Below are 16,940 nucleotides of genomic sequence, written 5' to 3'. Positions count from 1 at the left end.
CGCCCTTATGAGCAGGAAAGGCTGACCGCCTGCAGGGTTTCACCGGTCTGGATGTCGGAGACAACCAGGTTGATTTGGCGGGGGTGATCCGCCTGCGCGGGGATTGCATAAAACGTCAGTGTCTGGGCTCCCTCGTAGCGACCTACGGGCGCGTACTGCCGGACGACAAAGTCATGCTTCAGATACTCACCCGCGTTCTCACCTGCCTTGACGTGTGAGCTGTAGTTGTGCTCGGTGGTGGTCCAGTATGCGGTCCACGGGCCCGAACCTGCCACAGGGGTTACGCGTGCTTCAAAAGCGTTGGCGCGTGTACCGCCTTGCAAGTGAATCGTTGCCTTTGCGCTTGCGTTGAAATCGACGGCCTGCAAGGATTGCCTCCAGTTGGCCCAGTCACGCCCGTTGCGCACCAGTTGGGGGGTGTAGATGCCGCTCAATCGATTGGCGAATGCAATTTCCCTCTGGCGTACGGTGAATGCGGGATTGGCAAACGGATCCTTCCAGCCGATGTAGTCCCAATAGGCAACGTGGAAGGCCTGTGCCACCACGGGCTTGCCTTTCATGGTGGATAGCCATTGGTCTGCTGGTGGGCAGGAGCTGCAGCCCTCCGACGTGTAGAGCTCAATCACCGGGGTCAGTCGATCACCGGAGGTGACCTCACACGACGTGGGTGCAGCCCATGCCACGGCAGAGATCACCGCTGAAGAAAACCACAAGGCCAAGGGCCTAAAAGTAGGGAGGTGCATATGGAAAACATAGTTGGTGGAGATGCTCATTGGTCGGCCAACGCCTGCATTTCTTACTCGCATAACTACGTATAGCTAGCTATGTTTTTGTATGCATACATGGAAGTGGTCTTGCCATGCAATGCGAAAAAAAGAGCGCCATTGCAAAAAATGTTCTGCTAACATCCGCCCACGTTAAAGGTGTTCCCTGACTGTTCAGTTGAGGGAATTAAACGGGAAGTCGGTGCGTTGGTTCCATACAGGGGCCAACAATCCCAACGCTGCCCCCGCAACGGTAAGTGAGACAAGCTTGGTACGACAGCCACTGTGCGAAAGCATGGGAAGGCACCAAGTAGGTGATGCAAATCTCCACTCACGAGCCCGGAAACCGGCCTGTAACGCATACGTGCGGCATTGCGGTGGGCGATGTGGGCTGGTTGCAGGTGCTGGTGCACTGCTGCTGTCTCTCATTCTTTCTCCAACGTGTTCGCGTTTTGCATCTTGTACGCGGGTGTGCGTCTGGAGAGTTGGAATGAATATCCATTGGGCGTGCCTGCCATGAGCGGCACTGTCTGGTTTGTGGGCGCCGGTCCGGGTGACCCGGATCTGATCACGGTCAAGGGCCGCGACCTGGTCGCGCGCGCCGGTGCCATCCTCTATGCGGGTTCGCTGGTGAGTGCTGCGGCCTTGAGCTGGGCCGCGCCCGACTGCGTGGTGGCCGACAGCAAAGACATGACGCTGGAGCAGATGTCGGACTGGTTGATTGCGCATGCCAGCCGCTGCGACACCGTGGTGCGTCTGCAGACCGGCGACCCCGGCTTGTATGGCGCCTTGATTGAGCTGGTGCAGCCGCTGGACGCCGCGGGTGTGCCGGTGCAGGTGGTGCCCGGTGTGTCATCGGCGATGGCGTCTGCTGCCGCAGCGGTGGAGAGCCTGACGCTGCCGGAGGTCACGCAGACCATGATCTTCACCCGCGTGGAAGGCCGCACGCCCATGCCTGATGGCGAGTCGCTGGAAGAATTGGCGGCGCACCACTGCACGCTCTGCATATTTTTGAGCATCACCCTCATGGGCAAGGTCACTGCATCGCTGCGTGCGGCGGGCTGGTCGGAAGACGCACCCATCGTCGTGGTGCACAAGGCCAGCTGGCCGGGTGAAGAAAAAATAGTTCGCGGCACGCTGGCCACTATCCAGGCGCTGTGCCGCGAGGCCAAGATCGTCAGCCAGTCCATGATCATCGCAAGCCCCACGCTGGGCGCGCGCCACTGGACCACGCTGGCCAAGTCCAAGCTGTACGACGCCAGCTTCACGCACCGCTTTCGCCGCGCCAGTGTGCCCAGCGCAGCACTGGTCGCAGACCCTCACGCATCTTCCATGAAGGAACTTCCATGAACACAGAAACCATTCTCTTGGTGGGCCACGGCTCGCGCGAACCCTCCGGTAACGCAGAGATCGAGGCCTTTGCGGAACAGTGGCGCGCGCGCAAGCCGGGCTGGCGCATCGAGGTCTGCTTCATCGAGTTTTCTGACATCACCCTGAGTGAAGGGCTGCGCCGTGCGGCGCAGGGCGCCACGCGCGTGCTGGTGGTGCCGCTCATCCTCAACGCGGCGGGCCATGTGAAGATGGATATTCCGCAGGCCATTGATGGTGCGCGGCTGAAGTTTCCGGGTGTGCATTTTTCTTACGCGCCGCACCTGAGCGCATGCGACCCGATCCTGCAGATACTGCGCCGCCGTCTCAAGGACGCCATGCAGACGCTGGACATGCCCGACCCCACCAGCACCGGTGTGGTGGTGCTGGGCCGCGGCTCGTCGGACCGGCAGGCCAATGGCGACATGGCCAAGATGGCGCGCTGGCTGATGGAAGAGACGGACCACGAGCTGGTGGACCTGGCCTTTACCGGCATCACCTATCCCCGCCTGGAAAAGGTGGTGCAGCGCCAGAGCCTCTTGGGCATGAAGCAGGTCGTGGTGATTCCCTACTATCTGTTCAACGGCACGCTGGTGGAACGCATCACCCGGCAGGTGGAAAACCTGAGGGCGCAGTACCCCACGCTGCGGCTGATCTCCACAAAATATTTTGGTTTTGAGCGCGAGGTATTCGAGCTGCTGGAAGAGCGCGTTCAGGCACTGCGGCAGGGTGCGCCCATCCAGCTTATGCCCTGCGATGGCTGCAAGTACCGCAGCTTTGCCGAGGAGCACGGCATGGGCGGCCACCACCACGACGACACGTTGCCGCACGACCATGCACATGATCACGCCCACCCGCATGCACATGACCATTCGCATGCCCACGGACACGCTGCGACCGGAGCCCACGCATGAGCGGGATCAACACCAACGTGGTGACCGAGCAGCTCACCGCTGCAGGCCGCGCCATCGAGCACGACTCCTTTGCGGTGATCGACCGCGAGGTGCAATCGCACAACTACAGGCCCGAGCAGTGGCCGGTGGTGCGCCGCATGATCCACGCCAACGCCGACTTTGACTTCAACGGATTGACCGAGTTCCACCCGGTTGCGGTGGGGGCTGCGATCAAGGCCATTCGTTCGCGCACCACGCGGGTGGTGGCCGATGTGGAGATGATTTGCGTGGGTCTGTCGGCGCCGCGGCTGCAGCACTTTGGCATCACTACACACCACTTCATCAGCGACCCGGATGTGATCGACGCGGCTGCCCTGGAGGGCACCACGCGCGCCGTGCAGGCCATGCGCAAGGCCCACCGGCAAGGGCTGCTGGACGGCGCCATCGTGGGTATTGGCAATGCGCCCACGGCCTTGATTGAAATCGTGCGGCTCATTGAAGAAGAGGACGCCAACCCGGCGTTGGTAGTGGGCATGCCGGTGGGCTTTGTGTCCGCTGCAGAGTCCAAGGCCCTGATGGCCCTGAAGATCGATGTGCCGTGGATCGTCATCCGGGGCCGCAAGGGCGGCTCCACGCTGGTGGTGGCGGCCATCCACGCACTGCTGGGCTTGGCAGAGGCACAGGAACTGGGTGCATGATGAACAAAGACGCGCCACGCGGCACGCGCACCGGATTCACCACCGGTGCCTGCTCTGCTGCGGCTGCGCGCGCGGCGGTGCTCGGCCTGGTGACAGGCGAAGTGCCAGCCACCGTGGAGTGCCTGCTGCCCAATGGGGACGTGGTTACCTTTGCCGTGCAGGATGGTCGCGTGGACGTGAGCGCCGGTGTGGCCCACGCTATGGTCATCAAGGACGCGGGCGACGACCCCGACTGCACCGACAAAGCCCACCTGACGGTGGACGTGCGCCTGCTGCCGCACAAGGCTGGGCAAGTGGTGCTGACCGGCGGCTTTGGGGTAGGGCGGGTCACCATGCCGGGCCTGGGGCTGGAGGTGGGCGGGCCCGCCATCAACCCGGTGCCACGCCGCAACATCGAAGCCAATGTGCGCGCCGCAGGCCACAGCCTGCTGGACGAAGTGGGGCTGGAGGTCTGCATCTCGGTGCCGCAAGGTGTGGAGATGGCCAAGAAGACGCTGAACGCGCGCCTGGGCATTCTGGATGGCATTTCCATCCTGGGCACCACCGGCATCGTCAAGCCGTACTCCACCGCTGCCTACCGCGCCAGCGTGGTCCAGGGCGTGCAGGTGGCGGGCACGCTGGGCCATGGTGTGGTGGTGTTGACCACTGGCGGGCGTACCGAAAAATTCGTGATGGAAGAGTTGCCCTCGCTGCCGCAGGCCGCGTTTGTGCAGATGGGGGACTTCCTGCGCTACGCCCTGGGTGCAGCCGTCAAGGCCGGCATTGAGAAAGTGGTGATAGGTGGCATGGTGGGCAAGCTCACCAAGATCGCGCAGGGCGAGACCATCACCCACGCCGGCCGCGCCGAAGTGGACACCGGTCTGCTGGCCGAACTGGCCGCTGGCGTGGGCGCGGCACCCGATGTGTGCGAGGCCATTCGCGGCAACGAGACCGCGCGCTACGCCGGTGAGCGCATGGATGCGCTGGGCCTGGGTGCGGCGTTTCATACCGCGCTGGCGCAGCGCGTCATACAGACGCTGCGCGCGCGCTACCCCGATCAATTTGAACTGCAAGTGCTGGTCTGCGACTTTGATGGTCGCAAGATAGCGGAGGCTTCGTGAACACCGACAACGTATTGGAAAAATGCCGCATCCTGGGTGTGCTGGACGATGGCGCAGCCAGCCTGGGAGCGCAAGCCCGGCAACACCTGTGGCATGCCGATCTGGTGATTGGCGCTGAGCGCACGCTCAAGCTGCTCGCCAAGGAGATTGCACCGCATGCCGAGCAGCGCGACCTCACGGGTGCGCTCAGCCAGGTGCCCGAATGGATACGCGCCGCGCAGGCTGACGGCCGGCGTGTGGCGGTGCTGGCCACCGGCGACCCGCTGTGCCATGGCATTGCGGCTTACCTGGCTTCGCGCCTATGCATAGAAGCCATCGAGGTATTCCCCAACGTATCCACCCTGCAACTGGCGTGCGCGCGCCTGGGCCTGCCCTGGCAGGAGATGCGCTTTGCCTCGGTGCACAGCAAGGACGCGGGCGAGTGGCAAGCGGGCGCAGCGCCTGACCACGGCCTCTATGCCTTGCTGCGCGACATTCGCCAGCACGACCGCCTGGCGGTGTTGACCAGCCCTTTCAACACGCCGGACCGCATTGCCCGCATGCTGGTGACCGAGCAGTTGGATGGCGAGTGGGAGATGGCCGTAGCCGAGCGCCTGTGCCAGCCCGAGGAGCGCGTGGTCAGCGGCGTGACCATCGCTGCGGCTGCGCAGTTGCAGTTTGCCGACCCGAACGTGGTGCTGCTGTGGCGCACGCGCCAGCGCGCGCCGCAGGTGCTGTTTGGCCTGCCGGACGCCAGCTTTGAGCAGCGCCACCCCGAGAAGGGCCTGATCACCAAGAACGAGGTGCGCGCCGTGTCGCTGGCGCGCATGCAGCTGCGTGCCGACAGCGTGGTGTGGGACATAGGCGCAGGCTCTGGCAGCGTGGGCCTGGAGGCGGCGCGCCTGTGCCGCAACGGCCATGTGTATGCCATCGAAAAAAATGAGGACGACGCAGCCATCGTGCAACGCAACCGGCTCGCCATGGGTATCAGCAACCACAGCCTGGTGCACGGCAAGGCGCCGCAAGGCTTGCAGGACTGGGCCGACCCCGACGCGGTGTTTGTGGGCGGCTCCGGTGGCGAGCTGGCGGAGCTTATTGCGTTGATTCTGCAGCGCCTCAAGCCACAAGGCTGGCTGGTGATGAACTTTGTGACGCTGGAAAACCTGGCTGCTGCGGTGGAGGCCCTGAAGGCCAACGGCGCCACCTGGGACGTGCTGCAACTGCAGGCCGCGCGCAGCAAACCGATTCTGCACATGCACCGCATGGCAGCCGAAAACCCGGTGTGGATTGTCTGCGCCCAGGCAGGAGAGCGCGCATGAGCACACACCACAAGGGCACGCTGTACGGCGTCTCGCTGGGGCCGGGTGACCCGGACCTGATCACCCGCCGCGCCTGGGCGCTGCTGCAGCAGCCAGACACCATCTGGACCTACCCGGTGCGCAGCCTGCGCAAGGAGAGCTATGCGCTGGACATCGCCCTGCGTGCGGGCCTGACGCCACCGGCACAGCACCAGTCGCTGCTGTTCCCCATGACGCATGACGCAGAGAAACTGGCACGCCATTGGCTCAAGGCCGCCGAGACGGTGCGTGACCTGTTGGCTGGCGGCCAGGACGTGTTGTTTCTGGTGGAAGGCGACGCCTCCACCTATGCCAGCTTTTGCTACCTGGCCCGCGTGCTGCGCGAGCTGGACGCCGATGCACGTGTGAACATCGTGCCGGGTGTGACCTCGTTCAACGCGGCCTGTGCGCAACTGCAGATGCCGCTGTCCGAGCAGGACGACACCATTGCCATCGTGCCGGCGGCCTATGGCATTGAGGCCGTGGAAAAAATGCTGGACGACTTCGACACCCTGGTGCTGATGAAGGTCAAGCCGCTGCTGGATGACCTGATCGACCTGCTGCAGCGCCGGGGCCTGCTGGCGCATAGCCGCTTCATCGAAAAGGCCGGTTCACCCGTGGAGCGCATTGTCACCAACGTGGCCGCGCTCAAGGGCACCAAGGTTAACTATCTCTCGCTGTTGCTGGTCAAGAACCCCGACCGCCCGCGCGGCGAGCTGCTGCGCGGCTGCCGCAAGAAATCCACCGCCGACTCGGAAGAGGAAACACAGGAATGACGACCCCCGTAACGCTGCATGCAGCCCACGACGCGGACACACCGGTGCGCGTGGTGCTGGTGGCCATCACCAAGCACGGTGCGCAGCAAACCGCCGCGCTGGCGCGCCAGATGCCCGCCGCCAGTGTGTGCGTGGCCGAAAAATTTGCACCCCTGATGGAAGGGCTGCACAACCCGGTGCGCGCCTACAGCGGTGCGTTCCGTGACGAGATGGAAGCGCTGTTTGCAGACTTTGACCAGATCGTATTCTTTGTATCGCTGGGCGCCGTGGTGCGGCTGATTGCACCGCACCTCAAGAGCAAGGACGAAGACCCCGGCGTGCTGGTGGTGGACGATGCGGCGCAGTTCGTCATCCCAGTGCTTTCCGGCCATGTGGGGGGTGCCAATGCCATGGCCGAGACGGTAGCTGCCATGCTGGGCGCCACGCCGGTGCTGACCACCGCGTCCGATGTGGGCAAGACCATTCCCGTGGACATTCTGGGGCGCGAGCTGGGCTGGAAGGTGGAGGCGCCCAAGATCAACATCACGCGCGTGTCGGCCCATGTGGTCAATGGCGAGCCGGTGGCCGTGGTGCAGGAGACCGGCAGCCACCACTGGTGGACCCGTTCGACAGCATTGCCAGCCAACATCCACACCTTCACCCGTTTCGACGAGGTGGACCTGCAGTATTTCAAGGCGGTGCTGTGGATCACCGATGCGGAGATTCCCGTGGCGCGCTGGGTGGAGCTGCATGAGCGGCTGGTGGTCTACCGTCCTCCTCTAGGGCAAGCGGCATGAGTCTTCGGCGCGAACCTGCAGCAACAGTGTCACTCGGCATAGGGTGCGACCGCGGAACCTCTGTGTTGACGCTGGAGCAGGCCTTGCATGGCGCATTGATGCAAGCCGGGTTGCAGCTATCGCAGGTCGTCGCCGTGTCCAGCATAGATCTGAAGGCCGACGAGCCCGGCCTGTTTGGTTGTGCCGCCTTGTACGGCTGGAACGTGCACTTCTATGCCGCACTGGAGCTGGCCGTGGTGCAAGTGCCCAACCCGTCCGAGACAGTGCGCAAGCACACCGGCACACCGTCCGTCAGCGAGGCTGCCGCACTACTTGGGGCCGCCAGGTATCTGGGGCGAACTCAGGCCTTGGACATGTCGGCCTTGCTGGTTGAGAAATTCAAACACCGTGGCGCAGATGGGCGCAACGCCACGGTTTCCGTAGCCATGTGCGACCCGATGTATGCAACCCTTCAGGAGTAACCATGACCTCTTCCGCAACTTCCCCTCTCTCCATCGGCCACAGCACCAGTGCCATCCGCAGCCTGATGCTGCAACTGGCAGCAGGCGCACTGCTGGGCATGGTGGTGCTCTATGGCGTGGCCTTCGCCGAGAGTCCGTTTGCGCACAACGCTGCGCACGACGTGCGCCACATCACCGTCAAACCCTGCCATTGATTCACCCACCCGCTGGAGACCTCCATGATTTTTCATCGCTTGATTTGGGCGGCACTGGGCACGGCCCTGCTGGTCGGCTCGGTGCAGACCGGCGTGCAGCACTGGCAGGCAGCACCGCTGATCCTGGCAGCGGAAGCGTTCGAGGAGCAAAAGGCAGATGCGCCGCAGGTTCACGACGCGGTCGAAGCGCCTGCCCATGCCAGCATGGCAACGGCGCACGAGCATGAACACGATGCCGCAGCGTGGGAGCCGCAAAACGGCGCCGAGCGCACCACCTGGACCTGGGTTGCCAACGTGTTGCACGCATTCAGCATGGCATTGCTGATGTTTGTGGTCATGGGCATCTGGCACCTCAAGCGCGGCGCGGCCCTGGGCTCGCGCGCCCTGGCCGGACTGGTGGCCGTAGCGGGGTGGCTTAGTTTTCATCTCTGGCCCACGCTGGGCTTGCCGGCCGAGGTGCCCGGCATGCAGGCCGCATCGCTGCATGCGCGCCAACTCTGGTGGCTGTTGGCGGTGGGCAGCGCCTGCATGGCGTGCGCCATTGCCGGATTTGCCCGCGCGCGCTGGCGCTGGGCCGTGGCAGTCGTGCTACTCGCAGTGCCGTTTGTTGTGGGAGCGCCGCAATTGCAGGGTGATGCCCTGGCCGGCTATGACGCCACGGCGCATGCGGCGCTGGCGCAACTGGCAGACCAGTTCGTGTGGGCGACGACCTGGGTGTCGCTGTCGTTCTGGGGCAGCATGGGGCTGGTCGCCGCCCCGGCGTTCCAGCGCTGGCTGCGGCCTGTGCTGGCTGACATCTCAGGCGGCCAATCGACGCGCCTTACCGGGGAAATGGGAGCCTCACAATGAGCGAGACGCAGGGCAAGATCATGCTGGTCGGCATTGGTCCGGGCAGCCATGACCACATGACCCACCGGGCCCGCGCCGCCATTGCCGAGGCTGACGTGGTGGTCGGCTACGTCACCTACATCAAGCTGGTGGCTGACTTGCTGGAAGGCAAGGAGGTGGTGCGCAAGGGTATGACCGAGGAGCTGGACCGTGCGGTGCATGCGCTGGCCAGTGCCCGCGAGGGCAAGAAGGTGGCGCTGATCTCCAGCGGCGATGCCGGCGTGTACGGCATGGCTGGGCCGACGTATGAAATGCTGTTTCAGGCGGGCTGGACTCCAGAGACGGACGTGGCAGTGGAAGTGGTGCCGGGGGCTTCTGCCATCAACGCCTGTGCAGCGCTGGTGGGTGCTCCGCTCACGCACGACTTCTGTTCCATCTCGCTCAGTGACCTGCTCACGCCCTGGCCGGTGATTGCGCGGCGGCTGGATGCCGTGGCTGCTGCGGACTTTGTGGTGGCGCTCTACAACCCCAAGAGCGGCAGGCGCACTCAGCAGATCGTGCAGGCGCAGGCGCTGTTTCTGCGCCACCGCAGGCCGGACACGCCGGTGGCCGTGGTCAAGTCGGCCTACCGGCGGCGCGAGCGCATCGAGTTCACCACGCTGGACAAAATGAGCGAGTGCGACATCGGTATGCTCACCACCGTGCTGATCGGCAATAGCCACACTTTTGTGCAGCATGGATTGATGGTCACGCCGCGCGGCTATGCCAACAAATATGATCTGGACGATGGCGGCAGTACCCGCGTCGGTGAAAAGGCCGGGCGCTCGCTGTCCACAGGTCTGCTGGGCTGGATGGAGAATCTGCGCCTGGACTATCTGGAGGGCGCCAGCACGCTGAGTCTGGCAACCCGGCACGGTCTGCCGCAGGACTATATTGAATGGGTGCTGAGCACGCCGCAGGAAGTGGAAGAAGCACTGCCTGCCGAGCAAGAAGGAACGGAATGAGTGAGTTGCAGAAACCCAAGATCGCGGCGTACAAGCGCCATTTGCTGGTGTGCACCGGCCCGCGTTGCACCGAAGACGGCGCATCGCAGGCCTTGTTTGACAGCCTGGGCGACAAGTTCAAGGCAGCGGGCGTGCACGAAGGTGAGCTGCGCGTCAAACGCAGCCGCGTGAACTGCTTTGCTGCCTGCAAGGGGGGGCCGGTGATGTGCGTGCAGCCCGATGGCACCTGGTACTACAACGTGACGGACGTCAATATGGACCGCATCGTCGAGGAGCATCTGGTGCATGGACGTGTGGTGCAGGACCTCGTGTTTCACCAAGGGCCACAAGCATGATCAGCGGATTGTCGGAACAGGCACCGGGCACGGTGTCATTGGTGGGCGCCGGACCGGGCGACCGTGAGCTGCTGACCCTGCGCGCCCTGCGGCGTTTGCAGATGGCCGAGGTGCTGGTCTATGACAACCTGGTGGGGCCCGGCATTGTGGAGCTGGCGCCTGCGGATTGCGAATGCATCTACGTGGGCAAGGCTGCGCGCAACCACACCCTGTCGCAGGAAGAAATCTGCCAGTTGCTGGTGGACAAGGCCAAGTGGGGCAAGCGGGTGGTGCGCCTCAAAGGCGGCGACCCGTTTGTCTTTGGCCGGGGCGGTGAGGAACTGGACGTGCTGGTGCAGAACGCCATCGAGGTGGAAATCGTGCCGGGCATTACTGCGGCCCTGGGGGCTGCGGCAGGATTTGGCTTTCCACTGACACACCGGGACCTGGCGCAGAGCTGCGTCTTCGTGACGGGACACCTCAAGGACCACAGCATCGACCTGAACTGGAAAGCGCTGGCGCAACCCAATCAGACCATCGTGATCTACATGGGCGTCACCGGACTGGAAGTGATAGCGCGCGAACTGCAGGCTGCGGGCCTGGATGCGCAGACACCCGCCGCACTGATCTATCGCGCCACCTGGCCGCAGCAGAAGATCTGGACCACGCGCCTGTGCGAGCTGCCGCAAACGGCCAAGACCCATGCGGTCAAACCGCCAACCTTGCTGGTCATCGGCAAGGTGGTGACACTGGCGCACTTGACCGCACCTGGGCTGTCATGACGCGTTGGCGTCCCGCCAGGCAATGCGGCCTTGCCCCGCTTCATTCAAATGGGCCACCAGGGCATCCGCTGAAGTTTCTGCCAGACTGAACGCAAACTCGACATCGCCACTGTGCTGCACGTCTAATAGGGCACCACCGGCTGCTTCGATCTCCCGGCGCAGCATGCCCTCCAGTGCATAGGGCACGGCACAGTGCAGCGTCTTGCTCTTGACAATGGGAACCCTGACGGCGTTCTTCAGCGCCTGCGCCACGCAATCGGTATAGGCCCGCACCAGGCCACCTGCTCCCAACTGGATGCCACCGTAGTAGCGCACCACGGTCGCCAGCACGCCCTCCAGGTCCTGGTGGCGAAGCACTTCCAGCATGGGTTTTCCTGCCGTGCCACTGGGCTCTCCATCATCCACCGCAGCCGAGTGTCCCCCCGCCATCAACGCCCAGCAGACGTGTGCCGCACCGGGATGCTGCGCTTTGAGGCTGGCAACAATGGCCTGCGCGGCTGCGCGGTCGGGCACCGGTTGCACACAGCCGATGAAGCGGCTTTTCTTGATGAGCAGTTCGCTCTCGACGGTGGATGAAAGGGATTGGGGCATGGGGTGTAGGGTAAATCAGTCGCGGACCCTTGCGTGCCCGCCAGTGGCTCAGTGCATATGATCGTGGCATGTCCCGATCCGAACGTCTTCTAGCTCTGTTGCAGGTTCTGCGACGCCACCGGCGACCGGTGAGCGCACAGACCCTGGCCGCCGAAATGGGTGTCAGCATCCGCACACTGTATCGCGACATCGCCAGTCTTCAAGCGCAGGGCGCTGGCATCGAGGGGGCGGTCGGGGTTGGGTATGTCATGAAGCCGGGCTTCATGCTCCCGCCCTTGATGTTTGCCTCCGAAGAGCTTGACGCGTTGGTGCTTGGGATGCGCTGGGTTGCCGACCGCGGTGACCGAACGCTGGCCAACGGGGCATTGAGCACCCTGGCCAAGATTGCGGCCGTACTGCCACCGGATCTGCGTCGGGAGTTGCAGGAGTCGGCCTTGCTGATCGGCGCGGGAAAAGAGATCCCGCTCCATGCAGTAGCCCCGGACCTCTTGCGCGCGGCCATCCGTCAACAAAGCAAACTTCAAATTGCCTACAGTGATGGGGCGGGAACAAATACGCAGCGCACCGTCTGGCCTTTTGCGCTTGTCTATTTCGACCAGGCGCGCGTGTTGATGTGCTGGTGTGAACTGCGCAACGGATTTCGCAACTTTCGCGCAGACCGGATCACCGAGGTTGCGCTGCTCGGCGTGCGTTATCCCAAAAGCAGGCAGGAGCTGCTGAAGGCGTGGCGTCGCTCGCAAACCATGAATGGTCAGACAATACTGCCAGAAATTGACAGTAGCTGAGACTAAGCTGCAAGGCTCTTTCAACTTGGAGCCCAATATGAAGTTTGCATCTGTCCGTCTTGTCACCCATGCGTTCGAGCGCCTCGTAACGTTCTACCAAAACCTGTCTGGAATAGAACCCACGCGTCTTGCCGACGGGTTTGCCGAAATACGGTTTGAAGGGGTGGTGCTGGCCATTTCCTCCGAGCAGCTGATTCGAACCTTCAACGCCGGGGCTGCCATTGCGGCTTCCAATCGATCTGCAATCCTGGAGTTTCAGGTCGAGGACGTGGACGCCGTTTCTGACCGCATGGCCGCCGCCGGCGCGGAAATTGTCATGCCAACGACGCGTATGCCTTGGGGCAACCTGTCGTTGCTGCTACGTGATCCGGATGGCAGTCTGGCGAACATCTTTTCGAAGCCAGCGCAATGAGATCGTGTCAGGAAGTACCCGTTTCGGCAATGCCAGCAGTTCGTTGACAGTGGCTTGACACCGATTGTGGCAATCCACATATCATTTTTTGAACTTGGTTTGCATAATCCGAAGGGACGTTGGCAGACACAATACAAAGATGACATGAACTTCAGCATTCAACCCGAGACAACCCGCCGTGCGATGCTACTTGGTGCGCTCACACTAAGTCCTTTGAGGGTACTTGCAGCCGAAAAGGTTGCCATCATGGTGGGTGGCTACGAAAAGCAGATTTACCTTCCGGCCAAACTGGCTGAGAGTTTGGGCTATTTCAAGTCTGAGGGAGTGGAAGTTGAACTGCTGAATGAACCTTCCGGTGTTGACGCCGAAGATGTGATGCTGGCAGGCTCGGTGCAAGGAGTCATAGGTTTTTATGACCACTGTATCGACCTTCAGACCAAAGGCAAGTTCGTCCAGTCAGTGGTGCAGTTTAGTCAGGCACCGGGTGAGGTACTGCTAGTGTCCAATAAGCACCCGGGCATCAAATCGGTGGCCCAGCTGCGTGGCAAGACCATAGGTGTGACGGGTCTTGGTTCCTCCACCACATTTTTGACCCAGTATCTGATGGGTAAGGCGGGCGTTCCTCTGGGGGAGTTCAGCACCTTGCCGGTGGGTGCGGCAGAAAGCTTCATCACCGCCATGCAGAACAACCAGATACAGGCTGGTATGACAACAGAACCCACCATCTCCAGGTTGTTGAAAACGGGCGAAGCTCGGGTGTTGGTTGATATGCGTGTGAACGAAAACACGAAGGCGGCGCTGGGCGGCACTTATCCCGCGGCTTCCTTGTATATGCCTACCGGGTGGGTGCAAAGGAATCGGGTCACGGTACAGAAGCTGGTCAATGCACTGGTAAAGACACTGAGGTTTATCCACAGCCACAGTGCCGCTGAAATCGCCGCACACCTGCCCAAGGACTTTTTTGTGGGTGACCGGGATGGCTATATACAGGCATTGGCAGACGGAAAAAGCATGTTTACGCTTGATGGCCGAATGCCTTCAGGGGGGCCGGAAACGGTGCTTGCCGTGTTGTCGGCATTCAACAAGAACGTCAAGGGCAAGTCGGTGGACTTATCCAAGACATTCACCAGTGAGTTCGTCAGCGCTGCCAAGTAGCGTGTACCATCTAGTGCGTGTCCAGCAATGGCGCTGGGCGCCAGCGGGCCAACCGGTTCTCCAGTACCGTCATCAAGTATTCGGCAGCTAATGCCACCACCATGATGATGACGATTGCGGCATACATGCCGGACGCATCAAACGAACCCTTGGCCACGTTGATGAGCAGGCCGATGCCATAGCGTGAGCCGACAAATTCACCAACGATTGCGCCAACTATGGCAAATCCGAAGCTCACATGCAACGAGGCAAAGATCCAGCTCATCGCCGAGGGGATAACCACCGAGCGCGTCAGTTGCCAGCCCTTGGCACCCAAGATCTGGGCGTTGGCCAGCAAGTTGCGGTCCGATTCGCGCACTCCCTGGAAGGCGTTGGAGAACACCACAAAAAAGACCATCACAAAAGACAGCGCTACCTTGGAAGAAAGCCCCAATCCAAAGATCATGATGAAAATCGGGGCAAGAACCACCCGCGGCACTGAGTTGATGACCTTGATGTAGACCGAAAAAATATCCGAGAGCATGCGCTTACGGCCCAGCGCGATGCCAACCACAATGCCAGCAACAGAGCCGGTGAAAAAGCCCAGAAGCGATTCTTCCATCGTTACCCACAGGTGATACCAGAGTGGGCCTTCTGATGTGCCGACAGTGGCCCATTCGTAGAGCCGCTCCCAAATGGTGGAAGGTCGAGAGTAGAAGAACTCGTCAATCAACTTGCTGCGGGAAAGCCATTCCCAACTCGCCAGGAACACAATCAAAATGGCGAATCGCCAAAAGTAGACGGTCTGAGTGCGGCGGCGTATTTTCTTTGCGGCTGCCAGTTCAATCTCGGCGTCCGAAGTGCCAGCTTGCAAAGCAATGCCGACTGTCAGGGAGGTATCAGTCATGAGCGGTTTATTTGGGGAGTTCTTTTATGCAATGGAGGCTTCTTCTCGGACCGCGCTACGTTGAACTTCATCACGCAAGTCTTCCCAGATGGTGTGGGAAATATCGATAAAGGCCCGCTCGTAGCGAATTTCGCTGACCACGCGCGGTCTGGGCAAGGAAACCGGGTAAACCGACTTCACCGCGGCGGGTCCGGCCGTCAAGACATAGACCTTGTCAGCCAAAGCAATGGCTTCCTCCAAGTCATGGGTGACAAATACCACCGATGCGCGGGCTTGTGACCAGAGTTTGAGCAACTCTTCATGCATCAGCACACGCGTCTGTACATCCAGCGCTGAGAACGGCTCGTCCATCAAAAGAATCTCGGGCTCGTTGATAAAAGTCTGCGCCAGAGATACACGCTTGCGCATACCGCCCGAAAGCTGGTGTGGAAACTTGGACTCGTGGCCGCCAAGGTTGACACGGTCCAGCCACAAGCGAGCCTTCTCATACGCTTGCTTCCTGGGCACACTGCGAAACAGCGGACCAGCCGCCACGTTGTCAATCACGCTTCGCCAGGGAAACAGCGCATCGGTCTGAAATGCAAAACCAATGCTGGGGTCTATTCCGTTCACGGCTCTGCCATTGATGCGTACCTCACCACTGGACGGCGTGGCCAGCCCGGTGATGAGATTCAACGTGGTGGATTTGCCGCAGCCGGTGGGCCCCACCACCGCGACAAATTCCCCTCGGGCCACGGACATGTTGAAGTCACGCAGCGCCGTCATTGACTTGCCATCAGGCGTGACAAAGCGTCGACTGACATTGATCAATTGGATAGCTGGTTCACTTTGCATTTTTCACGAACTCGGTGGTGTAGGTCTTCTGCAAATCAACCGTTTTGCCTTTTACATTTTTGGAAAAAGACGACAACACCGACAGTACGGTTTCGGGTCCACCCGTTGGCATGACACCATCACTGGTGAACATCCCCTTGCCATCGGCCAGTGCCTTGATATAACCATCGCGGTCTGCAGCAACGAAGTCCTTGGGCATCTTGTCGGCGATTTCAGCCGCACTGTGGGTGCTGATGAATTTCAGGGTTTTGACAAAAGCGTTGGCCAGTTTCTGCACCGTGGGCTTGTTCTTCTCGACCCAGTCCGTGGCCATGTAAAGGGACGCAGCAGGGTAAGGGCCTCCCAATGCCTGCTTGGTTTTTTCCAATGTTCGCAGGTCAATCAGCACCCGGGCCTCGCCAGACTTGAGCATCCGAGAAATGGTCGGCTCAGTCGTCATGCCAGCCTGGATCTTGTCCTGCTGCATGGCGGCAATGAAGGTTGTACCTGCGCCCACCGGAAGGTTGCTGAATTCGCCCAGCGGTACGCCAGATTTGACCATCAGGAATTGGGTCAGGAAATTGGTGGAAGAGCCCAGGCCGGTAACGCCCAGGTTCTTGCCACGCAAATCTGCCATGCTTGCAACGTTCGGGTATCGTGAAGACACCAGCTCAACCTCGCCCGGTGCCTGGCTGAACTGAACGACCGATTCGACGAACTTGCCCTTGGTCTGCAAGTCCACGCAGTGGTCGTAGAAACCAACTACCCCCTGGACTGCACCCGCAAGCATTTCGTTTTCGGCGTCCACACCGGATGCTTCGTTGAGCAGCTCAACATTCAGACCTTCAGCCTGAAAGTAGCCCAGACCCTCTGCCAGCTTCGCCGGCAGATAGATTTGCTTTTCGTAGCCGCCAACAATGATGCTGATCTTGTCTGCTGCGAGCGCAGAAGTAGACATCACAATGGCTGCACACAAACCGGTCAGCCGGAATGCCTTCAAAATACCTTGAACAGATTGCATGGA

21 protein-coding genes and 1 riboswitch are annotated in these 16,940 nt (G+C 61.4%); of the genes, 16 read left to right on the top strand and 5 right to left on the bottom strand.

The features are described 5' to 3' along the window. Positions 1 to 5: 5 nt before the first annotated feature. Positions 6 to 713 carry a DUF1223 domain-containing protein gene (locus AAGF34_RS25730; protein WP_342618556.1) on the bottom strand — a complete coding sequence of 236 codons (708 nt, stop codon included), beginning with the start codon at positions 711 to 713 and terminating at the stop codon, positions 6 to 8. A gap of 191 nt (positions 714 to 904) precedes the next feature. Beyond that, positions 905 to 1,134, top strand: a riboswitch (cobalamin riboswitch). A 146-nt stretch (positions 1,135 to 1,280) separates the two neighbouring features. Between AAGF34_RS25730 and cobM the strand changes: the two genes are divergently transcribed. The 13 genes from cobM to cobA are packed head-to-tail and all read left to right on the top strand — an operon-like array spanning position 1,281 to position 11,274. Further along, positions 1,281 to 2,114 (top strand): precorrin-4 C(11)-methyltransferase, encoded by an 834-nt coding sequence (gene cobM, locus AAGF34_RS25725; protein WP_342618555.1) that lies wholly within the window; start codon positions 1,281 to 1,283, stop codon positions 2,112 to 2,114. Then, on the top strand, positions 2,111 to 3,046 hold the full coding sequence (locus AAGF34_RS25720; RefSeq protein ID WP_342618554.1) for a sirohydrochlorin chelatase: 936 nt from the start codon (positions 2,111 to 2,113) through the stop codon (positions 3,044 to 3,046). The genes cobM and AAGF34_RS25720 overlap by 4 nt, the downstream gene beginning before the upstream one ends. Further along, positions 3,043 to 3,723: a precorrin-8X methylmutase gene (locus tag AAGF34_RS25715; protein WP_342618553.1), complete on the top strand. Its 681-nt coding sequence runs from the start codon at positions 3,043 to 3,045 to the stop codon at positions 3,721 to 3,723. The genes AAGF34_RS25720 and AAGF34_RS25715 overlap by 4 nt, the downstream gene beginning before the upstream one ends. Next, positions 3,720 to 4,823, top strand: coding sequence for a cobalt-precorrin-5B (C(1))-methyltransferase (locus tag AAGF34_RS25710; RefSeq protein WP_342618552.1), 1,104 nt, complete (start codon positions 3,720 to 3,722; stop codon positions 4,821 to 4,823). Before AAGF34_RS25715 ends, AAGF34_RS25710 begins: the two co-directional genes overlap by 4 nt. Then, positions 4,820 to 6,121 carry a precorrin-6y C5,15-methyltransferase (decarboxylating) subunit CbiE gene (gene cbiE, locus AAGF34_RS25705; protein ID WP_342618551.1) on the top strand — a complete coding sequence of 434 codons (1,302 nt, stop codon included), beginning with the start codon at positions 4,820 to 4,822 and terminating at the stop codon, positions 6,119 to 6,121. Before AAGF34_RS25710 ends, cbiE begins: the two co-directional genes overlap by 4 nt. Then, positions 6,118 to 6,915 carry a precorrin-2 C(20)-methyltransferase gene (gene cobI, locus AAGF34_RS25700; protein ID WP_342618550.1) on the top strand — a complete coding sequence of 266 codons (798 nt, stop codon included), beginning with the start codon at positions 6,118 to 6,120 and terminating at the stop codon, positions 6,913 to 6,915. Before cbiE ends, cobI begins: the two co-directional genes overlap by 4 nt. Further along, positions 6,912 to 7,691, top strand: a complete 780-nt coding sequence (locus AAGF34_RS25695; RefSeq protein WP_342618549.1) for a cobalamin biosynthesis central domain-containing protein — start codon at positions 6,912 to 6,914, stop codon at positions 7,689 to 7,691. The genes cobI and AAGF34_RS25695 overlap by 4 nt, the downstream gene beginning before the upstream one ends. Further along, on the top strand, positions 7,688 to 8,152 hold the full coding sequence (locus AAGF34_RS25690; RefSeq protein ID WP_342618548.1) for a cobalamin biosynthesis protein: 465 nt from the start codon (positions 7,688 to 7,690) through the stop codon (positions 8,150 to 8,152). Before AAGF34_RS25695 ends, AAGF34_RS25690 begins: the two co-directional genes overlap by 4 nt. 2 nt (positions 8,153 to 8,154) lie before the next feature. Continuing rightward, on the top strand, positions 8,155 to 8,346 hold the full coding sequence (locus AAGF34_RS25685; protein ID WP_342618547.1) for a CbtB domain-containing protein: 192 nt from the start codon (positions 8,155 to 8,157) through the stop codon (positions 8,344 to 8,346). A 24-nt stretch (positions 8,347 to 8,370) separates the two neighbouring features. Continuing rightward, entirely contained in the window at positions 8,371 to 9,195 is an 825-nt protein-coding gene (locus tag AAGF34_RS25680) for a CbtA family protein (RefSeq protein WP_342618546.1), read from the top strand. After that, positions 9,192 to 10,178, top strand: coding sequence for a precorrin-3B C(17)-methyltransferase (cobJ, locus tag AAGF34_RS25675; protein WP_342618545.1), 987 nt, complete (start codon positions 9,192 to 9,194; stop codon positions 10,176 to 10,178). The genes AAGF34_RS25680 and cobJ overlap by 4 nt, the downstream gene beginning before the upstream one ends. Next, the gene (locus AAGF34_RS25670; protein WP_342618544.1) at positions 10,175 to 10,513 is read left to right on the top strand and encodes an NAD(P)H-dependent oxidoreductase subunit E; all 339 of its coding nucleotides are present in this window, start codon (positions 10,175 to 10,177) and stop codon (positions 10,511 to 10,513) included. Before cobJ ends, AAGF34_RS25670 begins: the two co-directional genes overlap by 4 nt. Continuing rightward, the gene (cobA, locus tag AAGF34_RS25665) at positions 10,510 to 11,274 is read left to right on the top strand and encodes a uroporphyrinogen-III C-methyltransferase (protein ID WP_342618543.1); all 765 of its coding nucleotides are present in this window, start codon (positions 10,510 to 10,512) and stop codon (positions 11,272 to 11,274) included. The genes AAGF34_RS25670 and cobA overlap by 4 nt, the downstream gene beginning before the upstream one ends. Here the strand turns inward: cobA and AAGF34_RS25660 are convergent. Continuing rightward, positions 11,269 to 11,865, bottom strand: a complete 597-nt coding sequence (locus tag AAGF34_RS25660; RefSeq protein ID WP_342618542.1) for a YigZ family protein — start codon at positions 11,863 to 11,865, stop codon at positions 11,269 to 11,271. The genes cobA and AAGF34_RS25660 overlap by 6 nt on opposite strands. A gap of 68 nt (positions 11,866 to 11,933) precedes the next feature. Here AAGF34_RS25660 and AAGF34_RS25655 point away from each other — a divergent pair, with 68 nt between their 5' ends. From AAGF34_RS25655 to AAGF34_RS25645, 3 genes are all read left to right on the top strand, one after another. Further along, on the top strand, positions 11,934 to 12,650 hold the full coding sequence (locus AAGF34_RS25655; protein WP_342621185.1) for a YafY family protein: 717 nt from the start codon (positions 11,934 to 11,936) through the stop codon (positions 12,648 to 12,650). A gap of 37 nt (positions 12,651 to 12,687) precedes the next feature. Continuing rightward, on the top strand, positions 12,688 to 13,062 hold the full coding sequence (locus tag AAGF34_RS25650; protein ID WP_342618541.1) for a VOC family protein: 375 nt from the start codon (positions 12,688 to 12,690) through the stop codon (positions 13,060 to 13,062). A 183-nt stretch (positions 13,063 to 13,245) separates the two neighbouring features. Continuing rightward, positions 13,246 to 14,217 (top strand): ABC transporter substrate-binding protein, encoded by a 972-nt coding sequence (locus AAGF34_RS25645; RefSeq protein WP_342621184.1) that lies wholly within the window; start codon positions 13,246 to 13,248, stop codon positions 14,215 to 14,217. Positions 14,218 to 14,227: 10 nt separating this feature from the next. Here the strand turns inward: AAGF34_RS25645 and AAGF34_RS25640 are convergent, their stop codons facing one another. Genes AAGF34_RS25640 through AAGF34_RS25630 form a run of 3 tightly spaced genes read right to left on the bottom strand, consistent with a single transcriptional unit; the run spans position 14,228 to position 16,937 of the window. Next, positions 14,228 to 15,103, bottom strand: coding sequence for an ABC transporter permease (locus AAGF34_RS25640; protein WP_342618540.1), 876 nt, complete (start codon positions 15,101 to 15,103; stop codon positions 14,228 to 14,230). A gap of 24 nt (positions 15,104 to 15,127) precedes the next feature. Continuing rightward, positions 15,128 to 15,937: an ABC transporter ATP-binding protein gene (locus AAGF34_RS25635; protein WP_342618539.1), complete on the bottom strand. Its 810-nt coding sequence runs from the start codon at positions 15,935 to 15,937 to the stop codon at positions 15,128 to 15,130. Beyond that, a complete protein-coding gene (locus AAGF34_RS25630; RefSeq protein ID WP_342618538.1) occupies positions 15,927 to 16,937 on the bottom strand; it encodes an ABC transporter substrate-binding protein in 1,011 nt (336 codons plus the stop codon). The genes AAGF34_RS25635 and AAGF34_RS25630 overlap by 11 nt, the downstream gene beginning before the upstream one ends. Between the last annotated feature and the right edge of the window lie 3 nt (positions 16,938 to 16,940).

The sequence above is a fragment of the Rhodoferax sp. GW822-FHT02A01 genome (genome assembly GCF_038784515.1).
Taxonomy (GTDB): Bacteria; Pseudomonadota; Gammaproteobacteria; order Burkholderiales; family Burkholderiaceae_C; genus Allorhodoferax.
Note: the sequence above shows the minus strand (reverse complement) of the source record. Positions and strands in the feature narration are given on the sequence as shown.

Excerpts from the sequence above, each read along its gene's own strand:
- cobM (WP_342618555.1), top strand. The coding sequence starts at position 1,281 with ATGAGCGGCACTGTCTGGTTTGTGGGCGCCGGTCCGGGTGACCCGGAT.
- AAGF34_RS25720 (WP_342618554.1), top strand. The coding sequence starts at position 2,111 with ATGAACACAGAAACCATTCTCTTGGTGGGCCACGGCTCGCGCGAACCC.
- AAGF34_RS25715 (WP_342618553.1), top strand. The coding sequence starts at position 3,043 with ATGAGCGGGATCAACACCAACGTGGTGACCGAGCAGCTCACCGCTGCA.
- AAGF34_RS25710 (WP_342618552.1), top strand. The coding sequence starts at position 3,720 with ATGATGAACAAAGACGCGCCACGCGGCACGCGCACCGGATTCACCACC.
- cobI (WP_342618550.1), top strand. The coding sequence starts at position 6,118 with ATGAGCACACACCACAAGGGCACGCTGTACGGCGTCTCGCTGGGGCCG.
- AAGF34_RS25695 (WP_342618549.1), top strand. The coding sequence starts at position 6,912 with ATGACGACCCCCGTAACGCTGCATGCAGCCCACGACGCGGACACACCG.
- AAGF34_RS25690 (WP_342618548.1), top strand. The coding sequence starts at position 7,688 with ATGAGTCTTCGGCGCGAACCTGCAGCAACAGTGTCACTCGGCATAGGG.
- AAGF34_RS25685 (WP_342618547.1), top strand. The coding sequence starts at position 8,155 with ATGACCTCTTCCGCAACTTCCCCTCTCTCCATCGGCCACAGCACCAGT.
- AAGF34_RS25680 (WP_342618546.1), top strand. The coding sequence starts at position 8,371 with ATGATTTTTCATCGCTTGATTTGGGCGGCACTGGGCACGGCCCTGCTG.
- cobJ (WP_342618545.1), top strand. The coding sequence starts at position 9,192 with ATGAGCGAGACGCAGGGCAAGATCATGCTGGTCGGCATTGGTCCGGGC.
- AAGF34_RS25670 (WP_342618544.1), top strand. The coding sequence starts at position 10,175 with ATGAGTGAGTTGCAGAAACCCAAGATCGCGGCGTACAAGCGCCATTTG.
- cobA (WP_342618543.1), top strand. The coding sequence starts at position 10,510 with ATGATCAGCGGATTGTCGGAACAGGCACCGGGCACGGTGTCATTGGTG.
- AAGF34_RS25660 (WP_342618542.1), bottom strand. The coding sequence starts at position 11,865 with ATGCCCCAATCCCTTTCATCCACCGTCGAGAGCGAACTGCTCATCAAG.
- AAGF34_RS25655 (WP_342621185.1), top strand. The coding sequence starts at position 11,934 with ATGTCCCGATCCGAACGTCTTCTAGCTCTGTTGCAGGTTCTGCGACGC.
- AAGF34_RS25650 (WP_342618541.1), top strand. The coding sequence starts at position 12,688 with ATGAAGTTTGCATCTGTCCGTCTTGTCACCCATGCGTTCGAGCGCCTC.
- AAGF34_RS25645 (WP_342621184.1), top strand. The coding sequence starts at position 13,246 with ATGCTACTTGGTGCGCTCACACTAAGTCCTTTGAGGGTACTTGCAGCC.
- AAGF34_RS25640 (WP_342618540.1), bottom strand. The coding sequence starts at position 15,103 with ATGACTGATACCTCCCTGACAGTCGGCATTGCTTTGCAAGCTGGCACT.
- AAGF34_RS25635 (WP_342618539.1), bottom strand. The coding sequence starts at position 15,937 with ATGCAAAGTGAACCAGCTATCCAATTGATCAATGTCAGTCGACGCTTT.
- AAGF34_RS25630 (WP_342618538.1), bottom strand. The coding sequence starts at position 16,937 with ATGCAATCTGTTCAAGGTATTTTGAAGGCATTCCGGCTGACCGGTTTG.